15 protein-coding genes are annotated in these 23,011 nt (G+C 72.3%); 10 read left to right on the top strand and 5 right to left on the bottom strand.

Annotated features, from left to right (window positions below; translation table 11 throughout):
* Nucleotides 1-88: 88 nt before the first annotated feature.
* Complete coding sequence (locus tag H8R17_RS16185; RefSeq protein ID WP_187823889.1) at nucleotides 89-1,627, bottom strand: alpha/beta hydrolase; 1,539 nt, start codon at nucleotides 1,625-1,627, stop codon at nucleotides 89-91.
* Nucleotides 1,628-1,759: 132 nt separating this feature from the next.
* On the bottom strand, nucleotides 1,760-4,486 hold the full coding sequence (locus tag H8R17_RS16180; protein ID WP_187823888.1) for a lysylphosphatidylglycerol synthase domain-containing protein: 2,727 nt from the start codon (nucleotides 4,484-4,486) through the stop codon (nucleotides 1,760-1,762).
* Between the two features lie 186 nt (nucleotides 4,487-4,672).
* Here H8R17_RS16180 and H8R17_RS16175 point away from each other — a divergent pair, with 186 nt between their 5' ends.
* From H8R17_RS16175 to nudC, 5 genes are all read left to right on the top strand, one after another.
* Nucleotides 4,673-5,059 (top strand): MGMT family protein, encoded by a 387-nt coding sequence (locus H8R17_RS16175; protein ID WP_187823887.1) that lies wholly within the window; start codon nucleotides 4,673-4,675, stop codon nucleotides 5,057-5,059.
* Nucleotides 5,060-5,364: 305 nt separating this feature from the next.
* Entirely contained in the window at nucleotides 5,365-8,850 is a 3,486-nt protein-coding gene (locus tag H8R17_RS16170; RefSeq protein WP_187823886.1) for an ATP-dependent helicase, read from the top strand.
* 121 nt (nucleotides 8,851-8,971) lie between these two features.
* Complete coding sequence (locus H8R17_RS16165; protein ID WP_187823885.1) at nucleotides 8,972-12,682, top strand: UvrD-helicase domain-containing protein; 3,711 nt, start codon at nucleotides 8,972-8,974, stop codon at nucleotides 12,680-12,682.
* Between the two features lie 10 nt (nucleotides 12,683-12,692).
* Nucleotides 12,693-14,105, top strand: coding sequence for a dipeptidase (locus H8R17_RS16160; RefSeq protein WP_187823884.1), 1,413 nt, complete (start codon nucleotides 12,693-12,695; stop codon nucleotides 14,103-14,105).
* Between the two features lie 156 nt (nucleotides 14,106-14,261).
* Nucleotides 14,262-15,206, top strand: a complete 945-nt coding sequence (nudC, locus tag H8R17_RS16155; protein ID WP_187823883.1) for an NAD(+) diphosphatase — start codon at nucleotides 14,262-14,264, stop codon at nucleotides 15,204-15,206.
* Nucleotides 15,207-15,395: 189 nt separating this feature from the next.
* Here the strand turns inward: nudC and H8R17_RS16150 are convergent, their stop codons facing one another.
* Nucleotides 15,396-15,653, bottom strand: a complete 258-nt coding sequence (locus H8R17_RS16150) for a mycoredoxin (protein WP_187823882.1) — start codon at nucleotides 15,651-15,653, stop codon at nucleotides 15,396-15,398.
* Nucleotides 15,654-15,775: 122 nt separating this feature from the next.
* Between H8R17_RS16150 and H8R17_RS16145 the strand changes: the two genes are divergently transcribed.
* From H8R17_RS16145 to H8R17_RS16130, 4 genes are all read left to right on the top strand, one after another.
* Nucleotides 15,776-18,028 carry an ATP-dependent DNA helicase UvrD2 gene (locus H8R17_RS16145; RefSeq protein ID WP_223125097.1) on the top strand — a complete coding sequence of 751 codons (2,253 nt, stop codon included), beginning with the start codon at nucleotides 15,776-15,778 and terminating at the stop codon, nucleotides 18,026-18,028.
* 165 nt (nucleotides 18,029-18,193) lie between these two features.
* Nucleotides 18,194-18,517 carry a hypothetical protein gene (locus tag H8R17_RS16140; RefSeq protein WP_187823880.1) on the top strand — a complete coding sequence of 108 codons (324 nt, stop codon included), beginning with the start codon at nucleotides 18,194-18,196 and terminating at the stop codon, nucleotides 18,515-18,517.
* A gap of 175 nt (nucleotides 18,518-18,692) precedes the next feature.
* The gene (locus tag H8R17_RS45695; RefSeq protein WP_187823879.1) at nucleotides 18,693-19,070 is read left to right on the top strand and encodes a WhiB family transcriptional regulator; all 378 of its coding nucleotides are present in this window, start codon (nucleotides 18,693-18,695) and stop codon (nucleotides 19,068-19,070) included.
* A complete protein-coding gene (locus H8R17_RS16130) occupies nucleotides 19,067-19,390 on the top strand; it encodes a hypothetical protein (RefSeq protein WP_187823878.1) in 324 nt (107 codons plus the stop codon). Before H8R17_RS45695 ends, H8R17_RS16130 begins: the two co-directional genes overlap by 4 nt.
* A gap of 147 nt (nucleotides 19,391-19,537) precedes the next feature.
* On the opposite strand, the gene H8R17_RS16125 is transcribed toward H8R17_RS16130, so the two are convergent.
* On the bottom strand, nucleotides 19,538-20,908 hold the full coding sequence (locus tag H8R17_RS16125; RefSeq protein ID WP_187823877.1) for an AarF/ABC1/UbiB kinase family protein: 1,371 nt from the start codon (nucleotides 20,906-20,908) through the stop codon (nucleotides 19,538-19,540).
* Nucleotides 20,901-22,115 carry a TOMM precursor leader peptide-binding protein gene (locus H8R17_RS16120; protein WP_187823876.1) on the bottom strand — a complete coding sequence of 405 codons (1,215 nt, stop codon included), beginning with the start codon at nucleotides 22,113-22,115 and terminating at the stop codon, nucleotides 20,901-20,903. Before H8R17_RS16120 ends, H8R17_RS16125 begins: the two co-directional genes overlap by 8 nt.
* Before the next feature lie 228 nt (nucleotides 22,116-22,343).
* Between H8R17_RS16120 and H8R17_RS16115 the strand changes: the two genes are divergently transcribed.
* On the top strand, nucleotides 22,344-22,940 hold the full coding sequence (locus tag H8R17_RS16115) for a M48 family metallopeptidase (RefSeq protein ID WP_187823875.1): 597 nt from the start codon (nucleotides 22,344-22,346) through the stop codon (nucleotides 22,938-22,940).
* The last annotated feature ends 71 nt before the right edge of the window (nucleotides 22,941-23,011 follow it).

The following is a 23,011-nucleotide window of genomic DNA, read 5'->3' as shown; positions in this document are numbered from 1 at the left end:
CACGCCATGGTAAGTGGATCGCCGGGCGGCCGTGGCGGCCTGTGGATAACCTTCTGACCAGCAGTGTTGCCGCGATCGGCGGGAGGCGTCAGGGGCAGACGGTGCCCGCCCGCGGCACCTTCCCCTCCAGCAAGTAGCCGTTCACGGCGGCGTGTACACACCGGTTCTTGCTGTCGTACGCGCCGTGCCCCTGGCCCTTGTACGTCAGCTCCACACCGACGCCCTTGCCCAGCTCGTCCGCCATCTTCCGGGCGCCCTCGTAGGGCGTGGCCGGGTCGCCGGTGTTGCTGATCACCAGGATCGGCGCCGCGCCGGGCGCGCTCACGTCGGGATGGTCGGCGGCGCCCGCCACGGGCCAGTCCGTGCAGCTGACCATGCCCCAGGCCAGGTAGTCGCCGAACAGGGCGGACGCGGACCGGAACTCGGGCAGCCTGCGCTCCACGTCCGCGGTACTGTAGCGCGGCTTGTCGTCGGCGCAGTTGATGGCGACGTTGGCCGCGGTGATGTTGCTGTACTCGCCGTTCTCGTCGCGCCCGTTCATCGAGTCGGACAGCAGCATCAGGATCCTGCCGTCGCCGTCGTAGGCCTGCTGCAGGCCCTCGGTGAGGTATGGCCAGAAGTCCTTCGAGTACAGCGCCTGCGCGATGCCGTTGGTCGCGGCGCTCTGCGTCAGCTCGCGCGGGAAGATGCCGGGGATCGGCTTGCGGTCGAGGTCCGTCAGAAGCCGGGCGATGCGGTCCTCGACGTCCTGGGCGGTGTCGCCGAGAGGGCAGGTCTCGGCTTTGGACACGCAGTCCTCGGCGAAGTTGCCGAGCGCGAGCTGAAAGCCCTCGGCCTGCGCCAGCGAGGCCTGCGCGGGGTTCTGTGTCGGGTCGACGACCGCGTCGAAGACGGCGCGGCCGACCTTCCTGGGGAACAGGTGGGCGTAGACGCCGCCGAGTTCGGTGCCGTAGGAGATGCCGAAGTAGTGCAGTTTGTCGTCGCCGAGGACCTCGCGCATCAGGTCCAGGTCGCGGGCCGCGTCGGTGGTGGCCACGTGCGGCAGCATCGTCTTCGAGTTCTTCTCGCAGGCGTCGTTGAACTCCTCGGTGTTGTCCAGCAGCTCGGTGCGCTCGGCCGCGTCGTCGGGGGTGGCGTCCTGCTGGAAGTAGGCGTCGAGCTGCTGGTCGTTCTGGCACAGCACGGGGGCGCTGCGGCCGACCCCGCGCGGGTCGAAGCTGACCAGGTCGTAGCGGGTGCGCAGCGTCTCGTAGTCCGCGCCGAACGCGGGCAGCGTGCTGACGCCCGAACCGCCGGGGCCGCCGAAGTTGAAGACGAGCGAGCCGATCCGCTCGCTTGCGTCGCCGCTGGTCCTCGCCCGGATCAGCGCGAGGTTGATCGTGTCGCCCTTGGGCCTGTCCCAGTCGAGGGGGGCTTTCATGGTGGCGCACTGCCACTCGCCGCCGCCCGGCAGGGGCGAGGGGGCGCTGCCGCCGCCCTGCGCCTCGGACGGGGCCGGGCAGTCCTCCCAGCTCAGCTCCTGGTCCGTGAGATCCTCGTCCTTCGCGTCGTCGCCGCAGCCCGCGAGCAGACAGGACAGCAGCACGGCAGTGAGGGCCAGGGCGCGCGGCCGGGAGGGCTTGGGCATGCTCCCATCCTGCGGTCGCACACGGCCGGACGCTCGGGACGCGAGCCGTACGAGGTATGAGGAGATGTATGAGACACGAGTGGTATGGGGCCCGCACGCGTGCGCGTGCCGTCCGCTTTCTACAGCGCGCTCCTACAGCGCGCCCTTGCGGGTCAGGTGGTTGAACGCCAGCCAGCCCGGCAGCACCGGCAGCCACAGCGTCAGCAGCCGGAACAGCAGCACGGCCGGCGCCGCGACCTCCTTCTCCAGTCCGACGGCGATCAGACCGACCGTCAGCGTCGCCTCCACCGCGCCCACACCGCCCGGCGTCGGCGCCGCCGAGCCCAGCGCGTTGCCCGCGAGGAAGACGACGGCGACGCTGGTGAGGCTGATCGAGGCCGACTGGCTGCCGAACGCCCGGATCGAGGCATCCAGGCACATCACGAAGCAGGCGGTCAGCAGCAGCATGCCGCCGATGCCGGTGATCAGCTTCTGCGGCCGCTGCAACACGTCGAGCATGCGCGGCACGACACCCGCGAACAGCGACCTCACGCGCGTGACGACGAACTTCCGCAGGAACGGCACCGACGTCACCACGAGCACCAGCACAGCCACCGTCAGCAGACCCGCGATGACCGTCCGGGACGGCGACAGCGACGGCGTCTTCTGAGTGCCGGTCACATAGCCGAAGGCCAGCAGCATCAGGATGTGCGCACCGAGCCCGAACAGCTGAGAGGCGCCCACGCTCGCCACCGCGAGCCCCGGCCGCACCCCCGCACGCTGCAGGAAGCGCGTGTTGAGCGCGACACCGCCCACCGCCGCAGGGGCGACGATCTTCACGAACGACCCGGCGACCTGCGCCGCCACGGTCCGCACGAAAGGCACCCGCTCCGGCACGAACCCCAGCAGCGCCATCGCCGCGGCGAAGTAGCTGCCCGCCGAGAACAGCACAGCCGCCGCCAGCCACCCCCAGCTGGCGTTGCTGATGAGCGGGCCGAACTCGATGTGCGTCAGCTGCGACAGGAGGAAGTACGCGCCGAAGGCCCCGGCGATGAGACTGATCAGCGTGCGCGGCCGCACCCGCTCCAGCCGGGCCGGCTCGACCGGCGCCTGCGGCCGGATCCGCAGCACCTCGTGGCGGATCTGGGTGAGCAGATCCTCCTCGCGCGCCTCCTCCAGGGCCTCGTCGATGGCCCGCTTCTCGGCCCGCTGCTCCGCGCGTACGGCCTTCTTGTCGGGCTTTTCCAGTTCGACGCGCCCGGGCTCGTCCCCGGCCTCCTCCAGCCTGGCCTGCCGGGAGGCCTCCAGGACCGCCTCGCGTTCGCGCTGCGCCCGCTCCCGCGCCAGCCTGCGCAGGGTCCCGCGCGTGGAGCGGCTGAGCGCGATGGGTTGCAGCATCGGCAGACAGCCCGCCACGGCGTCGGGGCCGAGCACGCTCACCGCCGAGGCCACCGCCCGCTCAGCGCCCACCCTGAGCCCCAGCGTCGCCAGCAGTTGGGAGATGTCCATGCGCAGCAGCAGGTCACCGGCCGCGATCTCGCCGCCGCGCAGATCGGTGATGGCCACCGTGCCGGAACGATCCACCAGAATCGCGTCGCCCACCAGTCTGCGGTGCGCGATGCGCCGCGACTGAAGCGCCTCCACCTGGTGCCAGGTACCGCGCAGCAGCTCGTCGGTGATCTCCTCGTCCTCCAGCGAGTCGAGGGTGCGTCCGCCGGTGTGCTCGTAGATGAGCATGACCGCGTCGGGGCCGAGCTCGGAGGTGGCGATCAGCTTGGGCGCGTTGGCGCCGGCCGCGATGGCCGCGTACGCCAGCAGAGCCTCCTGCTCCAGCGCCTGGCGCAGCGACTGGAGGCTTCTGCGGGTGGCGAAGCCGCGCAGGGTGAGATTGCGCCACGTGCGGTAGAAGAAGCCCTGCGCCTGCTGCTCCCGGTCGACCACCGTGACGTCCAGCGGCGGGCCGTCCTCCAGCGTGACGAAGTAGCGCCGGCCGCGGTCGCCGACCTCGGCCGCCTCCGAGATGTCCTCGCGGGAGGCGCTCACCGGGCGGAAGCCGACGTGCCGCAGGCCCGCCATCAGTGTCCGTCCGGTAGGACGGACGTTGGGCGAGCCGACCGCGTAGAGCGTGCCGTAGGCCACGGTCCAGCCGATCAGCAGCGTCAGGGCGATCGAGAACGGCGTCGTGTAGCCGGTGACCAGCATGGAGAAGGCGTAGAGGATCAGCACCGCCCAGAGCACCGCGCGCCAGCGTGGTCTGCGGGACATGCCCACGGCCGTCATGTACGCGATGACCGGGGCGAGGTAGCCGTGCACCGGGTCGGTGAGCGAGCCGATGCTGTCGGGGGCGGGCTGGGTGAGCGCGTCCTGGATGGAGTTCGGCGCGGCCCGCGCGACCCACAGGTCGGTGGCGAGCGTCACCCCGTGGGCGAGGACCGCCGCGAGGACGCCGTCGGCGATGCGCAGCCCGTCCCGCTTGATCAGCCGCTCGATCGCGAACGCGACGGGCACCAGGAGGATCGCGATGCTGGACACCAGCCCCGCGACCTTGCTGAACACATCGGGGGTCTGGTCGGTGCCCTTGTTGATGTCCTGTTCGAGGCCCGAGGTGGTGCCGTGCGCGAACGCGGCGATGGCCAGCAGCACGACGATGCCGAGCGCACCCACCAGGAGCCGCATGAGATCGGACGGACGGTGTACGCGCGCGGGGAGCAGCGGTTCGTCGCCCTCCAGCTCGTCGATGTGCACCGAGTCGTCGTGATTGTCCGGCGCGGCTCTCTTCCCGGACACGGTCTGGTCCTCGCCCTTGCCCGCGGCCTCCGGGCGCGACGAAGTGTCAGAGGTGCCCTCCGCGTCTTCGGGGTGCACACCCTGCTGTTTCATCGCCTCTTCTTGATCTCGTATCACCGGTCACCGCCCGCATGATGGTGGCATGCCGCACCGACACACGGGGGCATCAGGGTGCACATGCGGGGGCGCACAGTCTGCCCGAAGCGCCGCCGCCCGGCGAGGGATCCGCACGGGCGCGAGCGCGTCGCATTGTCGGTGGGGTGGGGCAGGATGGGGCGGATGAGCAAGGAGAGCCTGCCGGACGACGCCCAGCCGGAGTACGCGGACGCGCTGCCCGAGTACGCCGAGCGGGTCCTTGAGGTCACCGAACTGATTCCGCCGGGACGTGTCATGACATACGGGGACGTCGCCGAGTGGCTGGGGGAGGGCGGCCCCCGCCAGGTCGGCCGTGTGATGTCCCTCCACGGGGGCGGCGTTCCCTGGTGGCGGGTCGTCCGCGCGGACGGGGTCCTGCTTCCCGGCCACGAACTGGAGGCGCTTGGCCACTACCAGGCGGAGGGCACGCCCCTGAAGGGGGCGAGCAGGGCCGCCGAGGGCCATCTGCCGCGCGTCGACATGAAGTGCGCGCGGTGGGACGGCGACGAGCACGCGGAAGGTCACACCTGACAGCTTCCGCCATCGGGCCCGCCCCTGTGTGACCTGTGATCCGTTCGGGGGAACCGGGGCACATGCACGGCAGGACGTACGTTCGTGAGATGAGTGACACGCGTGCCATGAGTGCCGGGAGAAAAGAAGAGGAAGCCCTGCTTCCGCACTGCCCCTCGGCGTAGCGTCGGCTGCACGTGTCCCTCTCACCCCGCGGCCACCCGCCACGTCCGGCAGTCCCACCCGTCGCCCGACCAGCACCCTTCGACGACGGCGCTCCCCGCCGTCAGTGACCAACGGCACACCCACCAGGACCGGCGAACCACGTGAGCTCCTCTTCCTCTCTCAGGCGTCTGTCGCACCCCCAGGTGCGACAGGGGAGCCGTGGCGCTTACCGGCTGGTCCGTACCCCGCAGGCCCGGCTGGATCCCCCTCGTCTGGACGCCGCACAGCGCGCCGTGGTTGACCGCGCGACCGGTCCGCTGCTCGTTCTTGCAGGGCCGGGCACAGGAAAGACCACCACGCTCGTGGAGTCCGTGGCGGCGAGGATCGCCCGGGGAGGGGACCCGGAGCGGATCCTGGTGCTGACGTTCAGCCGCCGGGCGGCGGTCGAGCTGCGAGACCGCATGGCGCTGCGCATAGGTGCGGCGCGCGCCCCCCAGGCGACCACCTTCCACTCGTTCTGCTACGCCCTGGTCCGTGCCCACCGGGACAGCGGCCTGTTCGTGGAGCCACTGCGGCTGTTGTCCGGCCCTGAGCAGGACGTCACCGTCCGCGAGCTGCTCGCCGGCCAGCCCGACCTGGAGCGGCTCGGTCTGGCGCACGTGCGCTGGCCGGACGAGCTGCGCGCCTGCCTGACCACCCGTGGCTTCGCCGACGAGGTCCGCGCGGTCCTCGCCCGCAGCCGCGAACTGGGCCTCGGACCCGACGCCCTGGACGCCTTCGCCCGCCGCATCGGCCGCCCCGACTGGCGGGCCGCGGCCGCCTTCCTCGCCGAGTACCTCGACGTGCTCGACATGCAGGGTGTGATCGACTACGCGGAACTGGTCCACCGTGCGGTGCTCCTGGCCCACCGCCCCGGCGTCGCCGAACGGCTCGCCGCCCAGTACGACGCCGTCTACGTCGACGAGTACCAGGACACCGACCCGGCCCAGGTCCGGCTGCTGCACGCCCTGGCCGGCGGCGGCCGCACCCTCCTCGCCTTCGGCGACCCCGACCAGTCGATCTACGCGTTCCGCGGCGCCGACATCAACGGCATCCTGGACTTCCCGTACGCCTTCCCGCGCGCGGACGGCCGCCCGGCGCCCGTCGAGGTGCTGCGTACCTCCCGCCGCTCCGGGGCCGCCCTGCTGGCCGCCACCCGGCTGCTGACCCAGCGCATGCCGCTGCCCCGCCTGCCCGCCGACAAGGTCCGCGCCCACCGCGAGCTCACCCCGGCACGTGACGGTGGCCGCGTCGAGGTGTACACGTACCCGACGCCCGGCACGGAGCTGGACAACGTCGCCGACATCCTCCGCCGGGCGCATCTGGAGGACGGTGTGCCCTGGAGCGAAATGGCCGTCCTGGTCCGCGCCGGCTCCCGCACCATCCCGACGGTCCGCCGCGCCCTCACCGCTGCCGGCGTTCCCCTGGACATCGACGGCGACGACCTTCCCCTGGGCCACGAGCCGGCGGTGGCGCCCCTGCTGACTGCCCTGCGGGCGGTGGCCATGGCGGAGGCGTCGGGGGCTGCTCACGCGGGTGCCGATGACGTACGACCCGGGGAAGCAGACGTACGGGCCGACGAAGCGGACGTACGCCCTGAGGACGCAGACGTACGGGCCGACGAAGCAGACGTACGAACGGAGGACGCGGACGCAGCGCCCAAGAACGAGGGCGCGCAGGCCGAGGGCATGCCGTCGTCCGCGGAACCGGACGCCTGCTGGCTCGACACGGAGACCGCCCTCACCCTGCTCACCTCCCCCCTCGCGGGCATGGACGCCGCCGACCTGCGCCGCCTCGGCCGGGCCCTGCGCGAGGAGGAGCGGGCCGCGGGCAACCCGCTGCCGCCGCCCTCGGACGAGCTGCTCGCGCGGGCGCTGGCCGAGCCGGAGCGGCTGGCGGTGCACGACCCCGCGTACGCGCGTGGTGCCCAGCGTCTCGGCGCGCTGCTGCGCACGGCCAGGGAGCGCCTCGCGCGCGGCGGCAGTGCCGAGGAGGCGCTGTGGGACCTGTGGGCGGGCACGCCGTGGCCCGACCGCCTGGAGCGCGCCGCCCGGCGCGGCGGCGCGGCCGGCCGCAACGCCGACCGCGACCTCGACGCCGTGTGCGCGCTGTTCGCGACCGCCGCCCGTGCCGAGGAACGCACCGGCGGCCGGGGCACGCTGAACTTCCTGGAGGAGATCGAGGCCGAGGACATCGCCGCCGACACCCTCGCGCGGCGTGCGGTACGCCCCGACGCCGTGCGCCTGATGACCGCGCACCGCTCCAAGGGCCTGGAGTGGCGGCTGGTCGTCGTCGCCGGCGTCCAGGAGGGCCTGTGGCCGGACCTGCGCCGCCGCGGCTCCCTGCTGGAGGCCGACCGCATCGGCCGCGACGGACTCGCCGAGCCCCTCACCCCGGGAGCGCTGCTCGCCGAGGAGCGCCGCCTGTTCTACGTGGCCGCCACGCGCGCGCGTGAGCGCCTCGTCGTGACGGCCGTGAAGGCTCCCGCCGACGACGGCGACCAGCCCTCCCGGTTCCTCGCCGAGCTCGGCGTCGAACCCAAGGACGTCACGGGCCGCCCGCGCCGCCCCCTGTCCGTCGCCGCGCTCGTCGCCGAACTGCGCGCCACGACCGTGGACCCGCGCGTCTCCGACGCCCTCCGGCAGGCCGCCGCCCGCCGCCTGGCCCGCCTCGCCGCGCTCGCCGACGAGGAGGGCCGCCCCCTGGTGCCGGCCGCGCACCCCTACCGCTGGTGGGGCATGTTCGAGCCGACCGAGTCCAAGGTGCCGCTGCGCAACCGCGACCAGCCCGTCGTGCTGTCCGGCAGCGCCCTCGACCAACTCGTCAACACCTGCGCGCTGCAGTGGTTCCTCGGCCGCGAGGTGAAGGCCGACGTGCCCGCGACCGCCGCGCAGGGCTTCGGCAACGTCGTGCACGTCCTCGCCGACGAGGTCGCCTCCGGGCACACCCCGGCCGACCTCGCCGTCCTCATGGAGCGCCTCGACTCGGTGTGGAACGCGCTCGCCTTTGACGCGCCGTGGAAGTCGGCGCAGGAGAAGGACAACGCGCGCGTGGCGCTGGAGCGTTTCCTGAAGTGGCATGTCGATTCGAGTGGCGCCCGCGCGGGACGCACGCCGGTCGCGAGCGAGCACGACTTCGGCGTCACCCTCGAAGCGGGCGACTACGAGGTGCGCATCCGCGGCCAGATGGACCGTGTCGAGGCCGACGGCGACGGCCGCGCCTACGTTGTTGACTTCAAGACCGGCAAACAGGCGCCGACCGCCAAGGAGGTGCAGCGCCACCCGCAGCTCGCCGTCTACCAGCTCGCCGTCCGCGAGGGCGCCGTGGACGAGGTCTTCGACGGCATGCGGCCCGAGCCGGGCGGCGCCGAACTCGTCCAGCTGCGCCAGGGCGCGGCCAGGAGGGACGGCGGCGAGACCCTCCCCAAGGTGCAGGCCCAGGAAGCCCTGGAGGGCGCCGCGGGGGAGTGGGTCGGCGACCTGCTGGCCACGGCCGCGGGCAAGGTCCTCGACGAACGGTTCACACCCAGCGCGGGACAGCACTGCACGCATTGCGCGTTCCGGGCGTCGTGCAGTGCACGGCCGGAGGGACGGCACATCGTCGAGTAAACGGTGTGATCAATTCCGTTACTGGCGTGATCAACCGCACCATGTGTGCTGAACTGTGCTTCTCCAGGCCCCGCGGCCGATCCGGCATCTGCTGTCAGTGCTCGCCGCTAGCCTCTCTGAGGTGCCCGCACGTATCACCGATCCCGATCAGCTCAAGGAGCTCCTCGGCATCCCGTTCACCCCGGAGCAGACGGCCTGCATCACCGCGCCGCCCGCCCCGCAGGTGATCGTGGCCGGCGCCGGGTCGGGCAAGACGACGGTGATGGCGGCGCGTGTGGTGTGGCTGGTCGGCACCGGCCAGGTCGCCCCCGAACAGGTCCTCGGGCTGACTTTCACCAACAAGGCCGCCGGAGAGCTCGCCGAGCGCGTACGCAAGGCGCTGATCAAGGCCGGTGTCACCGGCCCGGACGTCATCGACCCGGACAACCCGCCGGGCGAGCCGGTGATCTCCACGTACCACGCCTTCGCGGGCCGCCTGCTGACCGACCACGGCCTGCGCATCGGGCTCGAACCGACCGCCCGCCTGCTCGCCGACGCCACCCGCTTCCAGCTCGCCGCCCGTGTGCTGCGCGAGGCCCCCGGCCCCTACCCCGCGCTCACCCGCTCCTTCCCGGACCTGGTCGGCGACCTCCTCGTCCTCGACGCCGAGCTCGCCGAACACCTCGTCACGCCCGAGGACGTGCGCGCGTACGACGCCGAACTGCTGCGCACCCTGCAGGGCGCCAAGCTCACCAACGCCGACCTGCGCAAGGTCCCCGAGGCCGCCGCCGCCCGTCGCGAACTCGCCGACCTGGTGCTCCGCTACCGGGCCGCCAAGCGCGAACGCGACCTGCTCGACTTCGGCGACCAGATCGCGCTGTCGGCACAGCTCGCTCAGATCCCCGAAGTGGGCCGTAGCCTCCGCGACGAGTTTCGCGTGGTGCTCCTGGACGAGTACCAGGACACCTCCGTCGCCCAACGCATCCTCCTGGTGGGCCTGTTCGGCGGCGGCACCGGCCATCCGGTCACCGCGGTCGGCGACCCCTGCCAGGCGATCTACGGCTGGCGCGGCGCCTCCGTCGCCAACCTCGACGACTTCCCCGAGCATTTCGCGCACGCCGACGGCCGCCCTGCCACCCGCCAGGCGCTCAGCGAGAACCGCCGCAGCGGCGGCCGCCTCCTCGACCTCGCCAACGGCCTCGCCGAGCCCCTGCGCGCGATGCATGCGGGCGTGGAGGCGCTCCGCCCGGCACCCGGCGCCGAACGCGACGGCCTGGTGCGCTGCGCCCTGCTGCGCACCCACGCCGAGGAGATCGAATGGGTCGCCGACTCCGTCGCCCACCTCGTGCACACCGGCAAGGCCCCCGCCGAGATCGCCGTCCTGTGCCGTACGGCGACCGACTTCGCGCAGATCCAGGGTGCGCTCGTGGCCCGGGACATCCCCGTGGAGGTGGTCGGCCTGTCCGGGCTGCTGCACCTGCCCGAGATCGCCGACCTCGTCGCCGTGTGCGAGGTCCTCCAGGACCCCGGCGCCAACGCCGCCCTCGTCCGCCTGCTGACCGGCCCGCGCTGGCGCATCGGCCCCCGCGACCTCGCCCTCCTGGGGCGGCGCGCCCGGCTCCTGGTGGCCCACGCGCGCGTGGACGGCGACGGCGACCCGGACCACCGGCTCGCCGCGGCCGTCGAGGGCGTCGACCCGGCCGAGGTGATCTCGCTCGCCGACGCCCTCGACACGTTCCTGGAGACACCCCTGTTCAGCGCCGACGGCACCGGGGACGACGACGGGCTGCCCTTCTCACCGGACGCGCGCGTGCGGTTCGCCCGCCTTGCCACCGAACTGCGCGAGCTGCGCCGCTCCCTGTCCGACCCGCTGATGGACGTCCTGCACCGCGTACTCGCCGTCACCGGCCTGGAGGTCGAGCTGTCGGCGTCCCCGCACGCCCTGGCCGCCCGCCGCCGCGAGACCCTGTCCAACTTCCTCGACGTCGCCGCCTCCTTCGCCGTCGGCGACAACGAGGCCACCCTGCTCGCCTTCCTCGGCTTCCTGCGTACCGCTGCCCAGTACGAGAAGGGCCTCGACAACGCCCTCCCCGGCGGCGAGAACACCGTCAAGGTGCTCACCGCGCACAAGTCCAAGGGCCTGGAGTGGGACGTGGTCGCCGTCCCCGGCCTGGTCACCGGCACCTTCCCCAGCACCCAGGGCCGCGAGAAGTGGACCGCGCAGGGCAAGGTGCTGCCGCACGGACTGCGCGGCGACGCCGACACGCTGCCCGGCGTCGATTCCTGGGACTCCCGGGGCCTGAAGGTCTTCCACGAGGCCATGAAGGACCACCAGCACACCGAGGAACTCCGCCTCGGCTACGTCACCTTCACCCGCCCCCGCACCCTGCTCCTCGGCTCCGGCCACTGGTGGGGACCCGCCCAGAAGAAGCCGCGCGGCCCGTCCGAGTTCCTGCAGGCACTGTACGAACACTGCGCGGCCGTTTACGGCGAGATCGAGGCGTGGGCGGACGAACCGGCCGAGGACGAGGAGAACCCGGCGCTGCACCGCGCCACCGCCGACCAGGTGTGGCCGCTGCCCCTGGACGCGGACGCCCTCGCCCGACGCCGGGCGGCCGCCGAGACCGTCCTGGCCCACCTGGACGACCTCGCCTCCCACGCGGACGGCCACCCCGCGGCCGTACCCGACCCGGACACCTACGACGACCCGGACTGGCCCCCGCCCCCGGACGACGACGAGCTCGCCCCCGACGAGGGCGACGCCCCCTTCTTCGCGGAGGGCTTCGCGGAGGACTTCGAGGAGGACTTCTTCGCGGAGGACCCGGACACCTGGGACTCCCTGCCGACGGACCGCCCCACCGTCCCGCACCAGGCATCCGCACCGGACGCGACCGGGCGTCCCGGCGGGGCGGACGGCCCGCGCAGCCACCCTGAGGAGCCCGGGCAGGAGCCGGAGCACCACCGGTCGCCGGAGCACGGTCTTGCCGGCAGTCGACCGGAGGCGCGCCCTGCGGGGCACCGGACCGAGCCGGGCACCGGGGAGCGCCGGCCCGCGTCGGGCACCGGGGGACGTCGGCCGGAGCCGAGCCCCGAGCACCCCCCGGTGGACGAGCCGAACCACCTCACCCCCGAAGAAGCCCGCACCGTCGCCTCCTGGGACCGCGACCTCGACGCCCTCACCGGAGAACTGCTGCGCGCCCGCGAGCGCGTCACCGAGGTGCCCCTGCCCGCCTCGCTGACCGCGTCCCAGCTGCTGCGCCTGGCCGCCGACCCGGACGGCCTCGCGCAGGAGCTGGCCCGCCCCATGCCCCGCCCGCCGCAGCCCGCGGCCCGGCGCGGCACCCGCTTCCACGCCTGGATCGAGACCCGCTTCGAAGAACTCACCCTGCCCGTGCCGACCCCGGACGACCTGCCCGGCAGCGACGCCGAGATCGCCGACGAACGCGACCTGGAGGCCCTCAAGGACGCCTTCGAACGCACCGCCTACGCGCACCGCACCCCCTATCGCGTGGAGGCCCCCTTCCAGCTCGCGATCGCCGGCCGCGTCGTGCGGGGCCGTATCGACGCCGTCTACAAGGAGGGCGACGGGGACGGGGCGACGTACGAGATCGTCGACTGGAAGACCAGCCGCACACGCACCGCCGACCCGCTCCAGCTCGCGGTGTACCGGCTCGCCTGGGCCGAGCAGCAGGGCGTTCCCGTGGAGTCGGTCACGGCCGCGTTCCTGTACGTCCGCAGCGGCGAGGTCGTACGGCCCGGTAACCTGCCCGGCCGGGCCGAGCTGGAGCGGCTGCTGCTGGGTGAGCCGTCCGGTGACGAACCGCACGACCGGGATGTTGGAGCGGGCCGATAGGCTCGTGACCATGAGCCAGTCCGTTGACAGTGCCGTCAGCGCCGTCCGCACGTACATCGCGCAGCACCGTGCCGCCTTCCTCGACGACCTCGCAGAGTGGCTGCGCATCCCGTCGGTGTCGGCCTGGCCCGACCACGCGCCCGACGTACGGCGCAGTGCCGACTGGCTCGCCGCGGAGCTCGAGGAGACCGGCTTCCCGGTCGCCGAGGTGTGGCACACCCCGGGCGCTCCCGCCGTCTTCGCCGAGTGGCCCTCCACCGACCCCGAGGCCCCCACGGTCCTGGTCTACGGCCACCACGACGTGCAGCCCGCCGCCCGCGAGGACGGCTGGGACAGCGAGCCCTTCGAACCCGTCGTCCGCGAAAACCGCCTCTACGCGCGCGGGGCGGCCGACGACAAGGGCCAGGTGTTCTTCCACACCCTCGGTGTCCGCGCCCACCTCGCCGCCACCGGCCGCACAAGCCCCGCCGTCCACCTCAAGGTGCTGATCGAGGGTGAGGAGGAGTGCGGCTCCCCGCACTTCAGGGCCCTCGTCGAGCGGTACGCCGACCGGCTCGCCGCCGACGCCGTGATCGTCTCCGACACCGGCATGTGGTCCGCCGACACCCCCACGGTGTGTACCGGCATGCGCGGCCTCGCCGAGTGCGAGATCCGGCTGTACGGCCCCGACCAGGACATCCACTCCGGCGCCTTCGGCGGCGCCGTACCCAACCCGGCCATGGCCGCCGCCCGCCTCGTCGCCGCCCTGCACGACGAGCACGCGCGCGTGACGGTGCCGGGCTTTTACGACGGCGTCGTAGAACTCACCGACCGCGAGCGCGAACTCCTCGCCGAACTGCCCTTCGACGAGGAGCAGTGGCTGCGCACCGCCAGGTCGTACGCCACCCACGGCGAGGCCGGGTACACCACGCTGGAGCGCCTCTGGGCCCGCCCCACCGCCGAGGTCAACGGCATCGGCGGCGGCTATCAGGGACCCGGCAGCAAGACCATCATCCCGTCCTCCGCCCTGGTGAAGGTGTCCTTCCGGCTGGTCGCGGGCCAGGACCCCGACCACATCGAGAAGGCCGTCCGCGCCTGGATCGCCGCGCAGGTGCCCGCCGGGATCCGCTGCGAGACCGAGTTCGCCCCGGCCACCCGCCCGTGCCTGACACCGCTGGACCACCCGGCCCTGCAGTCCGTGGTCCGCGCCATGGGACGCGCCTTCGACAGACCGGTCCGCTTCACGCGCGCGGGCGGATCGGGACCGGCCGCGGACCTCCAGGAGGTCCTCGGTGCGCCGGTGCTCTTCCTCGGCATCTCCGTCCCGTCCGACGGCTGGCACGCCCCGAACGAGAAGGTCGGGCTGGACCGGCTCCTCAAGGGCGCCGAGGCAGCCGCACACCTGTGGAGCGATCTCGCCGAGCACTGGCGCCATGTGCCCTGAGTCCCTCCGGCCGTCCGGATCGGCATCCCGCGCGGGCCACACTGGAAAGGCCCTCCCGCACCGCCGAACCCTGCCGGATCCGGTCCCGTCCCGCCCCACGTCCCGCTGAACCGCCCGCCGCCCCACACCGTTCCACCGGGGGAGTTGGAAGCACCCGTGACCACCTGGACCGACCACACCACCGACCGCCCCATCTCGCTCACCGCCCCGAGCGGCATCGACCGGGCCGCGCACCACCGGCTCGACGAGGCCTGGCTCGCGGCGGCGTGGAGCCACCCCTCGACGCGCTGTTTCGTGGTCTCCGGCGGTCAGGTCCTCATCGACGAGACGGCGGACGGGTGCACCGAACTCGTCATGACGCCCTCCTTCGAGGCTCCGCTCACCGAGGCGCACCGCTACTTCCTCGGCCTCGACGAGGACGGCGTCAGCTACTTCGCCCTCCAGAAGGACGCGCTGCCCGGCCGCATGGACGACTCCGCCCGCCCGGCCGGCCTGCGCGAGGCCGGACTGCTGCTGTCGCCGCGCGACACGGCCCTGATGGTGCACGCGGTCGGCCTGGAGAACTGGCAGCGCACGCACCGCTTCTGCTCCCGCTGCGGTGAGCGCACCGTCATCGCCGCGGCCGGCCACATCCGCCGCTGCCCTGCCTGCGGCGCCGAGCACTACCCGCGCACCGACCCCGCCGTGATCATGGCGGTCACCGACGAGGACGACCGCCTCCTGCTCGGCCGTCAGGTCCACTGGCCCGAGGGCCGCTTCTCGACGCTCGCCGGGTTCGTCGAGCCCGGTGAGTCCGTCGAGCAGTCGGTGCGCCGCGAGGTCCACGAGGAGGTGGGCGTCACGGTCGGCCAGGTCGAGTACATCGCCAGCCAGCCCTGGCCCTTCCCGTCCAGCCTCATGCTGGGTTTCGTGGCCCGCGCCACCACGACCGAGATCGACGTCGACGGCGACGAGATCCACGAGGCCCGCTGGTTCTCCCGCGATGAGCTGCGCGCCGCCTTCGAGTCCGGCGAGGTCCTCCCGCCGTACGGCATCTCGATCGCCGCCCGCCTGATCGAGCTCTGGTACGGCAAGCCGCTGCCGGCGCGGAGCACCGCCTGACGGCTGAGACGAGTTCTGAGGCGGTCTCGATCATGACGAACACGATCACCGGCAGCTCATCGGTTTCGCCCGTTCGAGGACAAGCCCAGCGGGAAGAACACAATCGGCCAGAGCTGACGGCACGGCACTCAGGAGTACACAAAACCCCTGATCAGCTCCAGGCCGATCAGGGGTTGTGCGTCACGCCGGTCAGACGCCGAGCGCCTGCTTCACCTGGGCAAGGCTCGGGTTCGTCATCACGACCTCGGCGCCACCACTGGAGGGAACTACCTGAACAGTGGGAACCGTCTGGTTTCCGCCGTTCGCCTTCTCCACGAACGCGGCGGACTCCGGGTCCTGCTCGATGTTGATCTCGGTGTATGCGATCCCCTCGCGGTCCATCTGGCTCTTCAGCCGGCGGCAGTAGCCGCACCACGTGGTGCTGTACATCGTCACAGTGCCCAGCATGTCTCTCGCGCTCCTCAGGTGGCTCGGGGGCGGGTGGTCGCAGTGAGGGAACGTACTTGAAAGGGCCACCATTCCCGTCGGGGTTCCCTGCGGGAGGTGACACCTGCCGCATTAGTGCGACTATGCGACTAACAGTGCCTGCCTGTGGACAACCTGCTCACCCGTCTCCGGCGACCTGGCAGCATGACCGTGTGACAGCAGCAACGCACTCCACGCTCTTCCCGCATGTACCGGACTCTGCCGACGCGGTGCTCGAAGGGCTCGACCCCGAGCAGCGCGAGGTGGCAACCGCCCTGCACGGTCCGGTGTGCGTGCTGGCCGGCGCCGGCACGGGCAAGACCCGGGCGATCACCCACCGCATCGCCTACGGCGTGCGCGCCGGGATCCTTCAGCCTTCCAGCGTCCTCGCCGTCACGTTCACCAACCGCGCCGCCGGAGAGATGCGTGGCCGGCTGCGGCAGCTCGGCGCCGCCGGCGTCCAGGCGCGCACGTTCCACTCGGCGGCCCTGCGCCAGCTCCAGTACTTCTGGCCGAAAGCGATCGGGGGCTCGATGCCCCGGCTGGCCGACCGCAAGTTCCAGCTCGTCGCCGACGCGGCCGCCGCCTGCCGCATCCGCCTCGACCGGGGCGAGCTGCGGGACGTCACCGCGGAGATCGAGTGGTCCAAGGTCACCCAGACCGTCCCCGCCGACTACGCGCTCGCCGCCGTCAAGGCCGGCCGCGAGACCCCCCGCGCCCCGGCCGAGATCGCCCAGCTCTACTCCGCCTACGAGGACGTCAAGCGCGAGCGCACCGTCATCGACTTCGAGGACGTGCTGCTGCTCACCGTCGCCGTCCTCCAGGACCGGCACGACATCGCCGAGCAGGTCCGCGCCCAGTACCAGCACTTCGTGGTCGACGAGTACCAGGACGTCAGCCCCCTCCAGCAGCGCCTGCTGGAACTGTGGCTGGGCGAGCGGGACAACCTGTGCGTGGTCGGCGACGCCAGCCAGACGATCTACTCGTTCACCGGGGCGACCTCCGACCACCTGCTCGACTTCCGCACCCGCCACCCCGGCGCCACCGTGGTCAAGCTGGTCCGCGACTACCGCTCCACCCCCCAGGTCGTCCACCTCGCCAACGGCCTGCTCGCCCAGGCCCGCGGCCGCGCCGCCGACCACCGGCTGGAGCTGGTCTCGCAGCGCGCCCCCGGCCCCGAGCCCGTCTACACCGAGTACACCGACGAGCCCACTGAGGCGGAGGGCGCCGCCCGCCGCATCCGCGAACTCATCGACGCCGGAGTCCCGGCCGCCGAGATCGCCGTCCTGTTCCGGACGAACGCCCAGTCCGAGACCTACGAACAGGCCCTCGCCGACGTCGGAGTGCCCTACCAGCTGCGCGGAGCCGAGCGGTTCTTCGACCGCCCCGAGGTGCGCAAGGCGGGCATCGCGCTGCGCGGCGCGGCCCGCTTCGGCGGCAACGACTCCCTCCTCGACAATGCCGTCGACCTGCCCTCCCAGGTGCGCGCCGTCCTCTCCGGCGAGGGCTGGACACCGCAGCCCCCGGCCGGCTCCGGCGCGGTCAGAGAGCGCTGGGAGTCCCTGGCCGCCCTGGTGAACCTCGCGCAGGACTTCGCCGCCGCCCGGCCCGGCGCCACCCTGAGCGACCTGGTCGCCGAACTCGACGAGCGGGCGAATGCCCAGCATGCCCCCACCGTGCAGGGCGTCACCCTCGCTTCCCTGCACTCGGCCAAGGGCCTGGAGTGGGACGTCGTGTTCCTGGTCGGCGTCGCCGAGGGCATGATGCCGATCACTTACGCCAGGACCGACGAACAGATCGAGGAGGAGCGCCGCCTCCTCTATGTGGGCGTCACCCGCGCACGCGAGCACCTCCATGTCTCCTGGGCGCTGGCCCGCTCGCCCGGCGGCCGCCCGAACCGCTGCCCCAGCCGCTTCCTCGACGGGCTGCGCCCCGGCTCGACCGCCACTGCGGTCCGCGCCGCTGCCGGCGGTGCGGGCGGAGTCGAGCGGGGAGTTACCGGAACCGGGGCTACCGCCCCGGGAAGGAGGCAGCGAACTCCCGCCCGCTGCCGGGTCTGCGGGCGCACGCTCACCGACGCGGGCGAGATGAAGCTGATGCGCTGTGAGGACTGCCCTTCCGACATGGACGAGGGCCTCTACGAGCGGCTCCGCGAGTGGCGTGCCCATCAGGCAGGACGCAGCGGTCAGCCCGCCTTCTGCGTCTTCACGGACAAGACACTCATGGCGATCGCCGAGACGGTCCCCGAGGACGAGCACGAGCTCGCACGGATCCCGGGGGTCGGGAAGCGCAAGCTCGACCGCTACGGGGCCGAGGTTCTGGCCATCTGCACAGGCCAGAACCTCGCCGAGGGCTGACGCAAACTCGTCGAGAAAATAGTTTGCGCATGCCCCAGCAGTCCCCATAGGTTCTGAGCCACGGGAACAGCGGCCTTCCAGGAGGCCTTGGTTCCGTGTTGTACTTGCAAATCCGTCGGACTGGTTCACCCCAGTCCCCCGAGACGCCGAGAGGAGGCGAGTTCAGTGATCAGCATCAACACCAGCTCCGTCAGCATCGTGAAAATGACCGATCGCTCGGCCGTCTCCGCGTGCATGCTCGGCGTTTCCAGCCTGGGCACCGGTCTGTCCGGCATTCCCGCCGTGCGTCCGGCGCCCTCCGTTGCTCCCGCGGGCCTTCCCGTCCGTGAGCGCAATGAGCGACCGACCAAGGCACTGGAAGCGGCAGTAGCGGCACAGGCGCAGGCCTATGCCTTTACGGCGACCGGTGCCGGATTCCGGAAGCTGACGACGCAGCACCACCTGATGTGGGCCTTCCGTGGGCCAGATCCCTGGAGTGATCCAGCCTGATCGATGATCAGGCCGGCGCCTTCAGGGCCGCGGAACCCCACCCGGGATCCGCGGCCCTTCTGTTTTCCCCGAACGGGGACGACGGACCGAAGGAGCCTCGGGACAAGAAGAGAAACCCGGTACCCAGCCGCCACCCGGCCAACCGGCCGGAACGACCAGACGAGGAAGACGAACCGTGCAACTCGAAGCGCACGCCCCGTCCGTACCGCCTTCCGACACGATCCCCAAGCCCGGCCCCACGGAGGACTCCACCTTGACTCCGCTCACCGCGCTCACCGCGCTCACCGCGCTCGACGACGCCATCGAGAACCTGGGCGTGCCCGTCCCCTGCCGTTCCTACGACCCGGAGGTCTTCTTCGCCGAGTCGCCGGCGGACGTCGAGTACGCCAAGTCCCTCTGCCGCACCTGCCCGTTGATCGAGGCCTGCCTCGCCGGCGCCAAGGAGCGGCGTGAGCCCTGGGGCGTCTGGGGTGGCGAGTTGTTCGTCCAGGGTGTTGTCGTCGCCCGGAAGCGGCCGCGTGGCCGCCCGCGCAAGAACCCGGTCACGGCATGAACACCGCAGGAACGATCGACCGTCCCGTCACGCACGATCCCAAGAAGCAGGCCCCGATGAAGCCGTCCACCCACGAACACGCAGGTTTCGCGCCTGAAGACGTCACCACGAGCGGCGCGAACGGCTCGCGTCAGAACAGGACCCGAGAGATGCAACTCATCCCAGAAGCCATGGCTCGTGCGCAGATGCAGGAGCGCCTGCAGGAGGCGGAGCGAGAACGCCAGGCCGTGCGCCTGCTGGCCGCCCGCCGGATGCAGCGCCGGGCGGAGCGTGCCTCGCGGCGCGCCCGCCGAGCGCTCGCCATGGCGGTCATGCAGTAACCGACCACACCGCACAGCGGTGGCCTCCCGCCCGGGGAGGTGAAGTGTCCCCGCGGGGGCCGGTCCGTACGCCACGGACCGGCCCCCGCGGTGCGTTCTGCCCGGGAAAGTTGTGCTTGGCGAACGGCAACCGTCACAGCGGCGGGCTCATGCCTCGGCCGCGGGATCCTCCTCGTCCACGGCCTCCTCCAGGACGAACCCCGGCAGCCACTCCTCCAATTCCTCACGCAGCCGCACCGTGGAGCCCAGCTGGCACAGCACCCCGATCGTGCTCAACGTCACCCGGTGGATCAGCAGATACGCCGGGGGCAGATTGAGCTGCTTGCCCAGCTGGTACGCGGGCGAGCGCGGGTCGGCGATCCGGGCCGCCAGGCTGCGCATCCAGCCGCGGGTGAAGGTGAACGCGTCGACCTTGGCCGGTTCGATGATCGGCAGGAGGTAGTCCAGGACGCCGTCGGGGTCGAGGTCTATCGTCTCCTTGACGAAGCCCTCCGTGCACAGCAGCTCGTAGACGGCCTCGGCCTCGCCGTCGAGCGTCATCCGCAGGGACTCGCCGATGGGAGACGGCAGGCCGCCCGCCAGGCGGTCGACGGTGCCGAAGTCCAGGACGCCCAGCAGCCAGTCGTCGTCCCCGTCCGGTCCGCCGGGCAGCAGCCGGAAGTTGCCCGGGTGCGGGTCAGCGTGCAGCAGGCCGGTCCGGGCCGGGCCGGAGAACAGGAAGCGTGCCAGGAGCTGGCCGGCCCGGTCGCGCTGCTCCTGCGTGCCGTCGGCGATCACCTCGGACAGCGGAACGCCGTCGATCCACTCGGTGATCAGGATCTGCTCGCACTGGTGGACCACGTCCGGCACCACGACGTCCGGGTCGTCCGCGAACTCCCCGGCATGGGCCTGCTGGGCCTGGGCCTCCAGGCTGTAGTCCAGCTCCTCCGAGACGCGGTCCTTGAGCTCAGTGATCAAGGGCTTGACGTCCATGCCCGGGACCAGCGGCCCCAACAGGCGGGCGAAGCGGCTCAGTTGGTTCAGGTCCGACAGGAGGGCCTCGCCGGCGCCCGGGTACTGCACCTTGACCGCCACCTCACGGCCGTCGTGCCACACCCCCCGGTGCACCTGGCCGATCGAGGCCGCCGCGGCGGGCTTGTCCTCGAACTCCAGGAACAGCTCGTGCCAGTCCTCGCCGAGCCGCTCCGCGAGCACCGCGTGCACGGTGCGTGTCGGCATCGGCGGTGCGGCCTCCTGGAGCTTCGTCAGCGCCGCCCGGTAGGGGCCGGCGACATCCTCGGGCAGGGCCGACTCGAAGACGGACAGCGCCTGCCCGAACTTCATCGCGCCGCCCTTGAGCTCGCCGAGCACCTTGAACAGTTGCTCCGCCGTGCGCTGCTGCAGCTCGCGCCCGACGAGGTCCGCGGACTCACCGACGATCCGCTTGCCGAGTCCCCAGGTGGCACGCCCGGCGAAACCGAGCGGGAGCGCGGCGAGCTTGGCGGTACGGGTGACCGCCTTCCGGGGAAGATCAGACATGCGCCCTCCAAGTCCCAGCAAGCCGCGCCGTGTGTGCCTGACGGCGAAACTCCTCTGACGGCTGTTGCTCCGCCATTGTCTCGTGCGACTCCCCGTCCTCGGAGGTGTGTTCCCCCTTACCTTTCTCCGCCGCCCCGCACGGGCATGCGGGGTGCGCCCACAAGGGTCGCGCGTGCCAGTGCAGACCGGGCAGCGAGACCTCCCAGCGTGCGCCGGCGCTCGACGGCGCGTGGCCGTCCAGGAAGGCGAGCGCGTGCGCCGCCGCCAGCCCGGCCACCGTCGCGGCCAGTGCCAGGTCGCAGGGCCGTACCTGGCGCGGTTTCCCGGAGCACCACTGTGCCACCAGGCGGGGCCAGGCCGGATCCTGGTCGGTGCGGTTTTCGTGCAGGCACCCCGCGCAGGCCGTCTCACCCGGCAGGACGAGCGGGCCGACCACGCCGGTTCCCTCCACCACCCCGGCATACAGGTGGGGCGTGCCGGACGCCATCAGGGGAGCGGCGACGGAGGCGTCGGGTGCATGCACCGCGACATCGTCCCGTGGGGCGATGATCACCAGCGAGTGGCCCGGGCTGCCCTCCCCGGGCGGCGACTGGGGACCGCGGCGCGCCGGCCGGCCGGGGGCCGCCCGGCGTGCGACACGGCGGGCCGCCTCGTCCCTGCGGGCGCCGACGGCGTCGGCGGGCAGCCCGCCCGGGGCGACGTCCCACGGTTCGACGCGGCCGCCGTCCCGCACGTCCACCTCGCCCACGCCGGCCCCCGACAGCAGTCCGGCCAGGGCCGCACCCACCCGGCCCGCGCCCCGCACCTGCACGCGCAGTGAGCGGCGGGCGGCCAGGATCCGCGACGCGCCGCCCGGTTCGGAGGTGACCAGGGACAGTGAGGCAAGGTCGGGGCTCAGCCGGTCGAGGGCCTCCTTCTTCTTGCGCAGGGCGTCGGCGTCCGGTCCCCCGCCCCGCGCGTCGTCCAGGAGCCCGGCCCGGGCCAGCCGCCGCACCAGCGCGTCGACATGGCCGTCCGGCAGGTCCATGCGGCCGCCCTCCTCGCGCAGCAGGGCAAGCCCGCGGGTGCCGTTGAGCAGTTCGAGGAAGCTGCCCGTCGCCGTGTCCATCGGACCGAGCGTCATCGCGTGCGCCGGAGTCATCCCGAACTGCACGGTATTGAGGTCGCGCCAGCCGCGCCTGAGCGCGGGCTTCACCATCGGATGCATGACAGGCCCCCGTATGTCCTGATCGTCCCCATGTGCCGACAGGTGTCGGTGCCGGCCGTCGGCCGCAGCTGCGCCGGTGAGGCCAGCATGCTCGGACGCGCCGCCCGGCGCCGAAAGTTGTCCACAGGCGGTGGGCATTCGTCGTACAAATCAAACGCACGGTGGCTGATCGGTATCGAAGCGTCCCGTAGTCGGGACTTCCCCGTGTGCAGCGGGTAACGTCGGGGCGTGTCCGCCGACCCACTGCACCGCGCCGGAAAGCCACAGCGCAGCACGACGAGCCAGCCGACCACCGGCTCGGGGGCGAGCGCGATCGAGGTCCGCAGGAGCTCCCGTCGACGCAGAACGGTCTCCGCGTACCGCGAGGGCGATCGCACCGTCGTGCTCATCCCCGCCCGGATGTCCGAGGCGGAGGAGCAGCGCTGGGTGAGCGTCATGCTCGACAAGCTGGCCGCCCAGGAGAGCAAACGGGTGCTCGGCGACGCGGAGCTGGCCGAACGTGCCGAGCGTCTGTCGGAGCTGTACTTCGACGGGCGCGCGCGGCCCAACTCGGTGCGCTGGGTGACCAACCAGAACACCCGCTGGGGCTCGTGTACCCCGGCCGAGGGCAGCATCCGGCTGTCGCACCGGTTGCAGGGCATGCCGGAATACGTCGTCGACTACGTTCTACTCCACGAACTGGCGCATCTGCTCGTGCCCGGCCACGGTCCCCGTTTCTGGCGGCTGTTGGAGGCTTACCCGCGCACCGAGCGGGCCCGGGGCTATCTGGAGGGAGTGGTGGCCGCCGACCGGCTGCCCCATGTGCCCGCTGCGCGCGCCGAGTGAGAGTGGCCTGATCCGATCGCCCGGCGCGGCCCCACGCGGGTTGTGTACCGGGTCTGTACCGGCTTCGTCCG

This window comes from Streptomyces sp. TRM68367 (genome assembly GCF_014495685.1).
Lineage (GTDB): Bacteria > Actinomycetota > Actinomycetes > Streptomycetales > Streptomycetaceae > Streptomyces.
This window is presented reverse-complemented; position numbering and strand designations above follow the sequence as displayed.

Coding starts and splice junctions, on each gene's coding strand:
- H8R17_RS16185 (WP_187823889.1), bottom strand. CDS start 1,627: ATGCCCAAGCCCTCCCGGCCGCGCGCCCTGGCCCTCACTGCCGTGCTG.
- H8R17_RS16180 (WP_187823888.1), bottom strand. CDS start 4,486: ATGAAACAGCAGGGTGTGCACCCCGAAGACGCGGAGGGCACCTCTGAC.
- H8R17_RS16175 (WP_187823887.1), top strand. CDS start 4,673: ATGAGCAAGGAGAGCCTGCCGGACGACGCCCAGCCGGAGTACGCGGAC.
- H8R17_RS16160 (WP_187823884.1), top strand. CDS start 12,693: ATGAGCCAGTCCGTTGACAGTGCCGTCAGCGCCGTCCGCACGTACATC.
- H8R17_RS16150 (WP_187823882.1), bottom strand. CDS start 15,653: ATGCTGGGCACTGTGACGATGTACAGCACCACGTGGTGCGGCTACTGC.
- H8R17_RS16145 (WP_223125097.1), top strand. CDS start 15,776: ATGCGACTAACAGTGCCTGCCTGTGGACAACCTGCTCACCCGTCTCCG.
- H8R17_RS16130 (WP_187823878.1), top strand. CDS start 19,067: ATGAACACCGCAGGAACGATCGACCGTCCCGTCACGCACGATCCCAAG.
- H8R17_RS16125 (WP_187823877.1), bottom strand. CDS start 20,908: ATGTCTGATCTTCCCCGGAAGGCGGTCACCCGTACCGCCAAGCTCGCC.
- H8R17_RS16120 (WP_187823876.1), bottom strand. CDS start 22,115: ATGCATCCGATGGTGAAGCCCGCGCTCAGGCGCGGCTGGCGCGACCTC.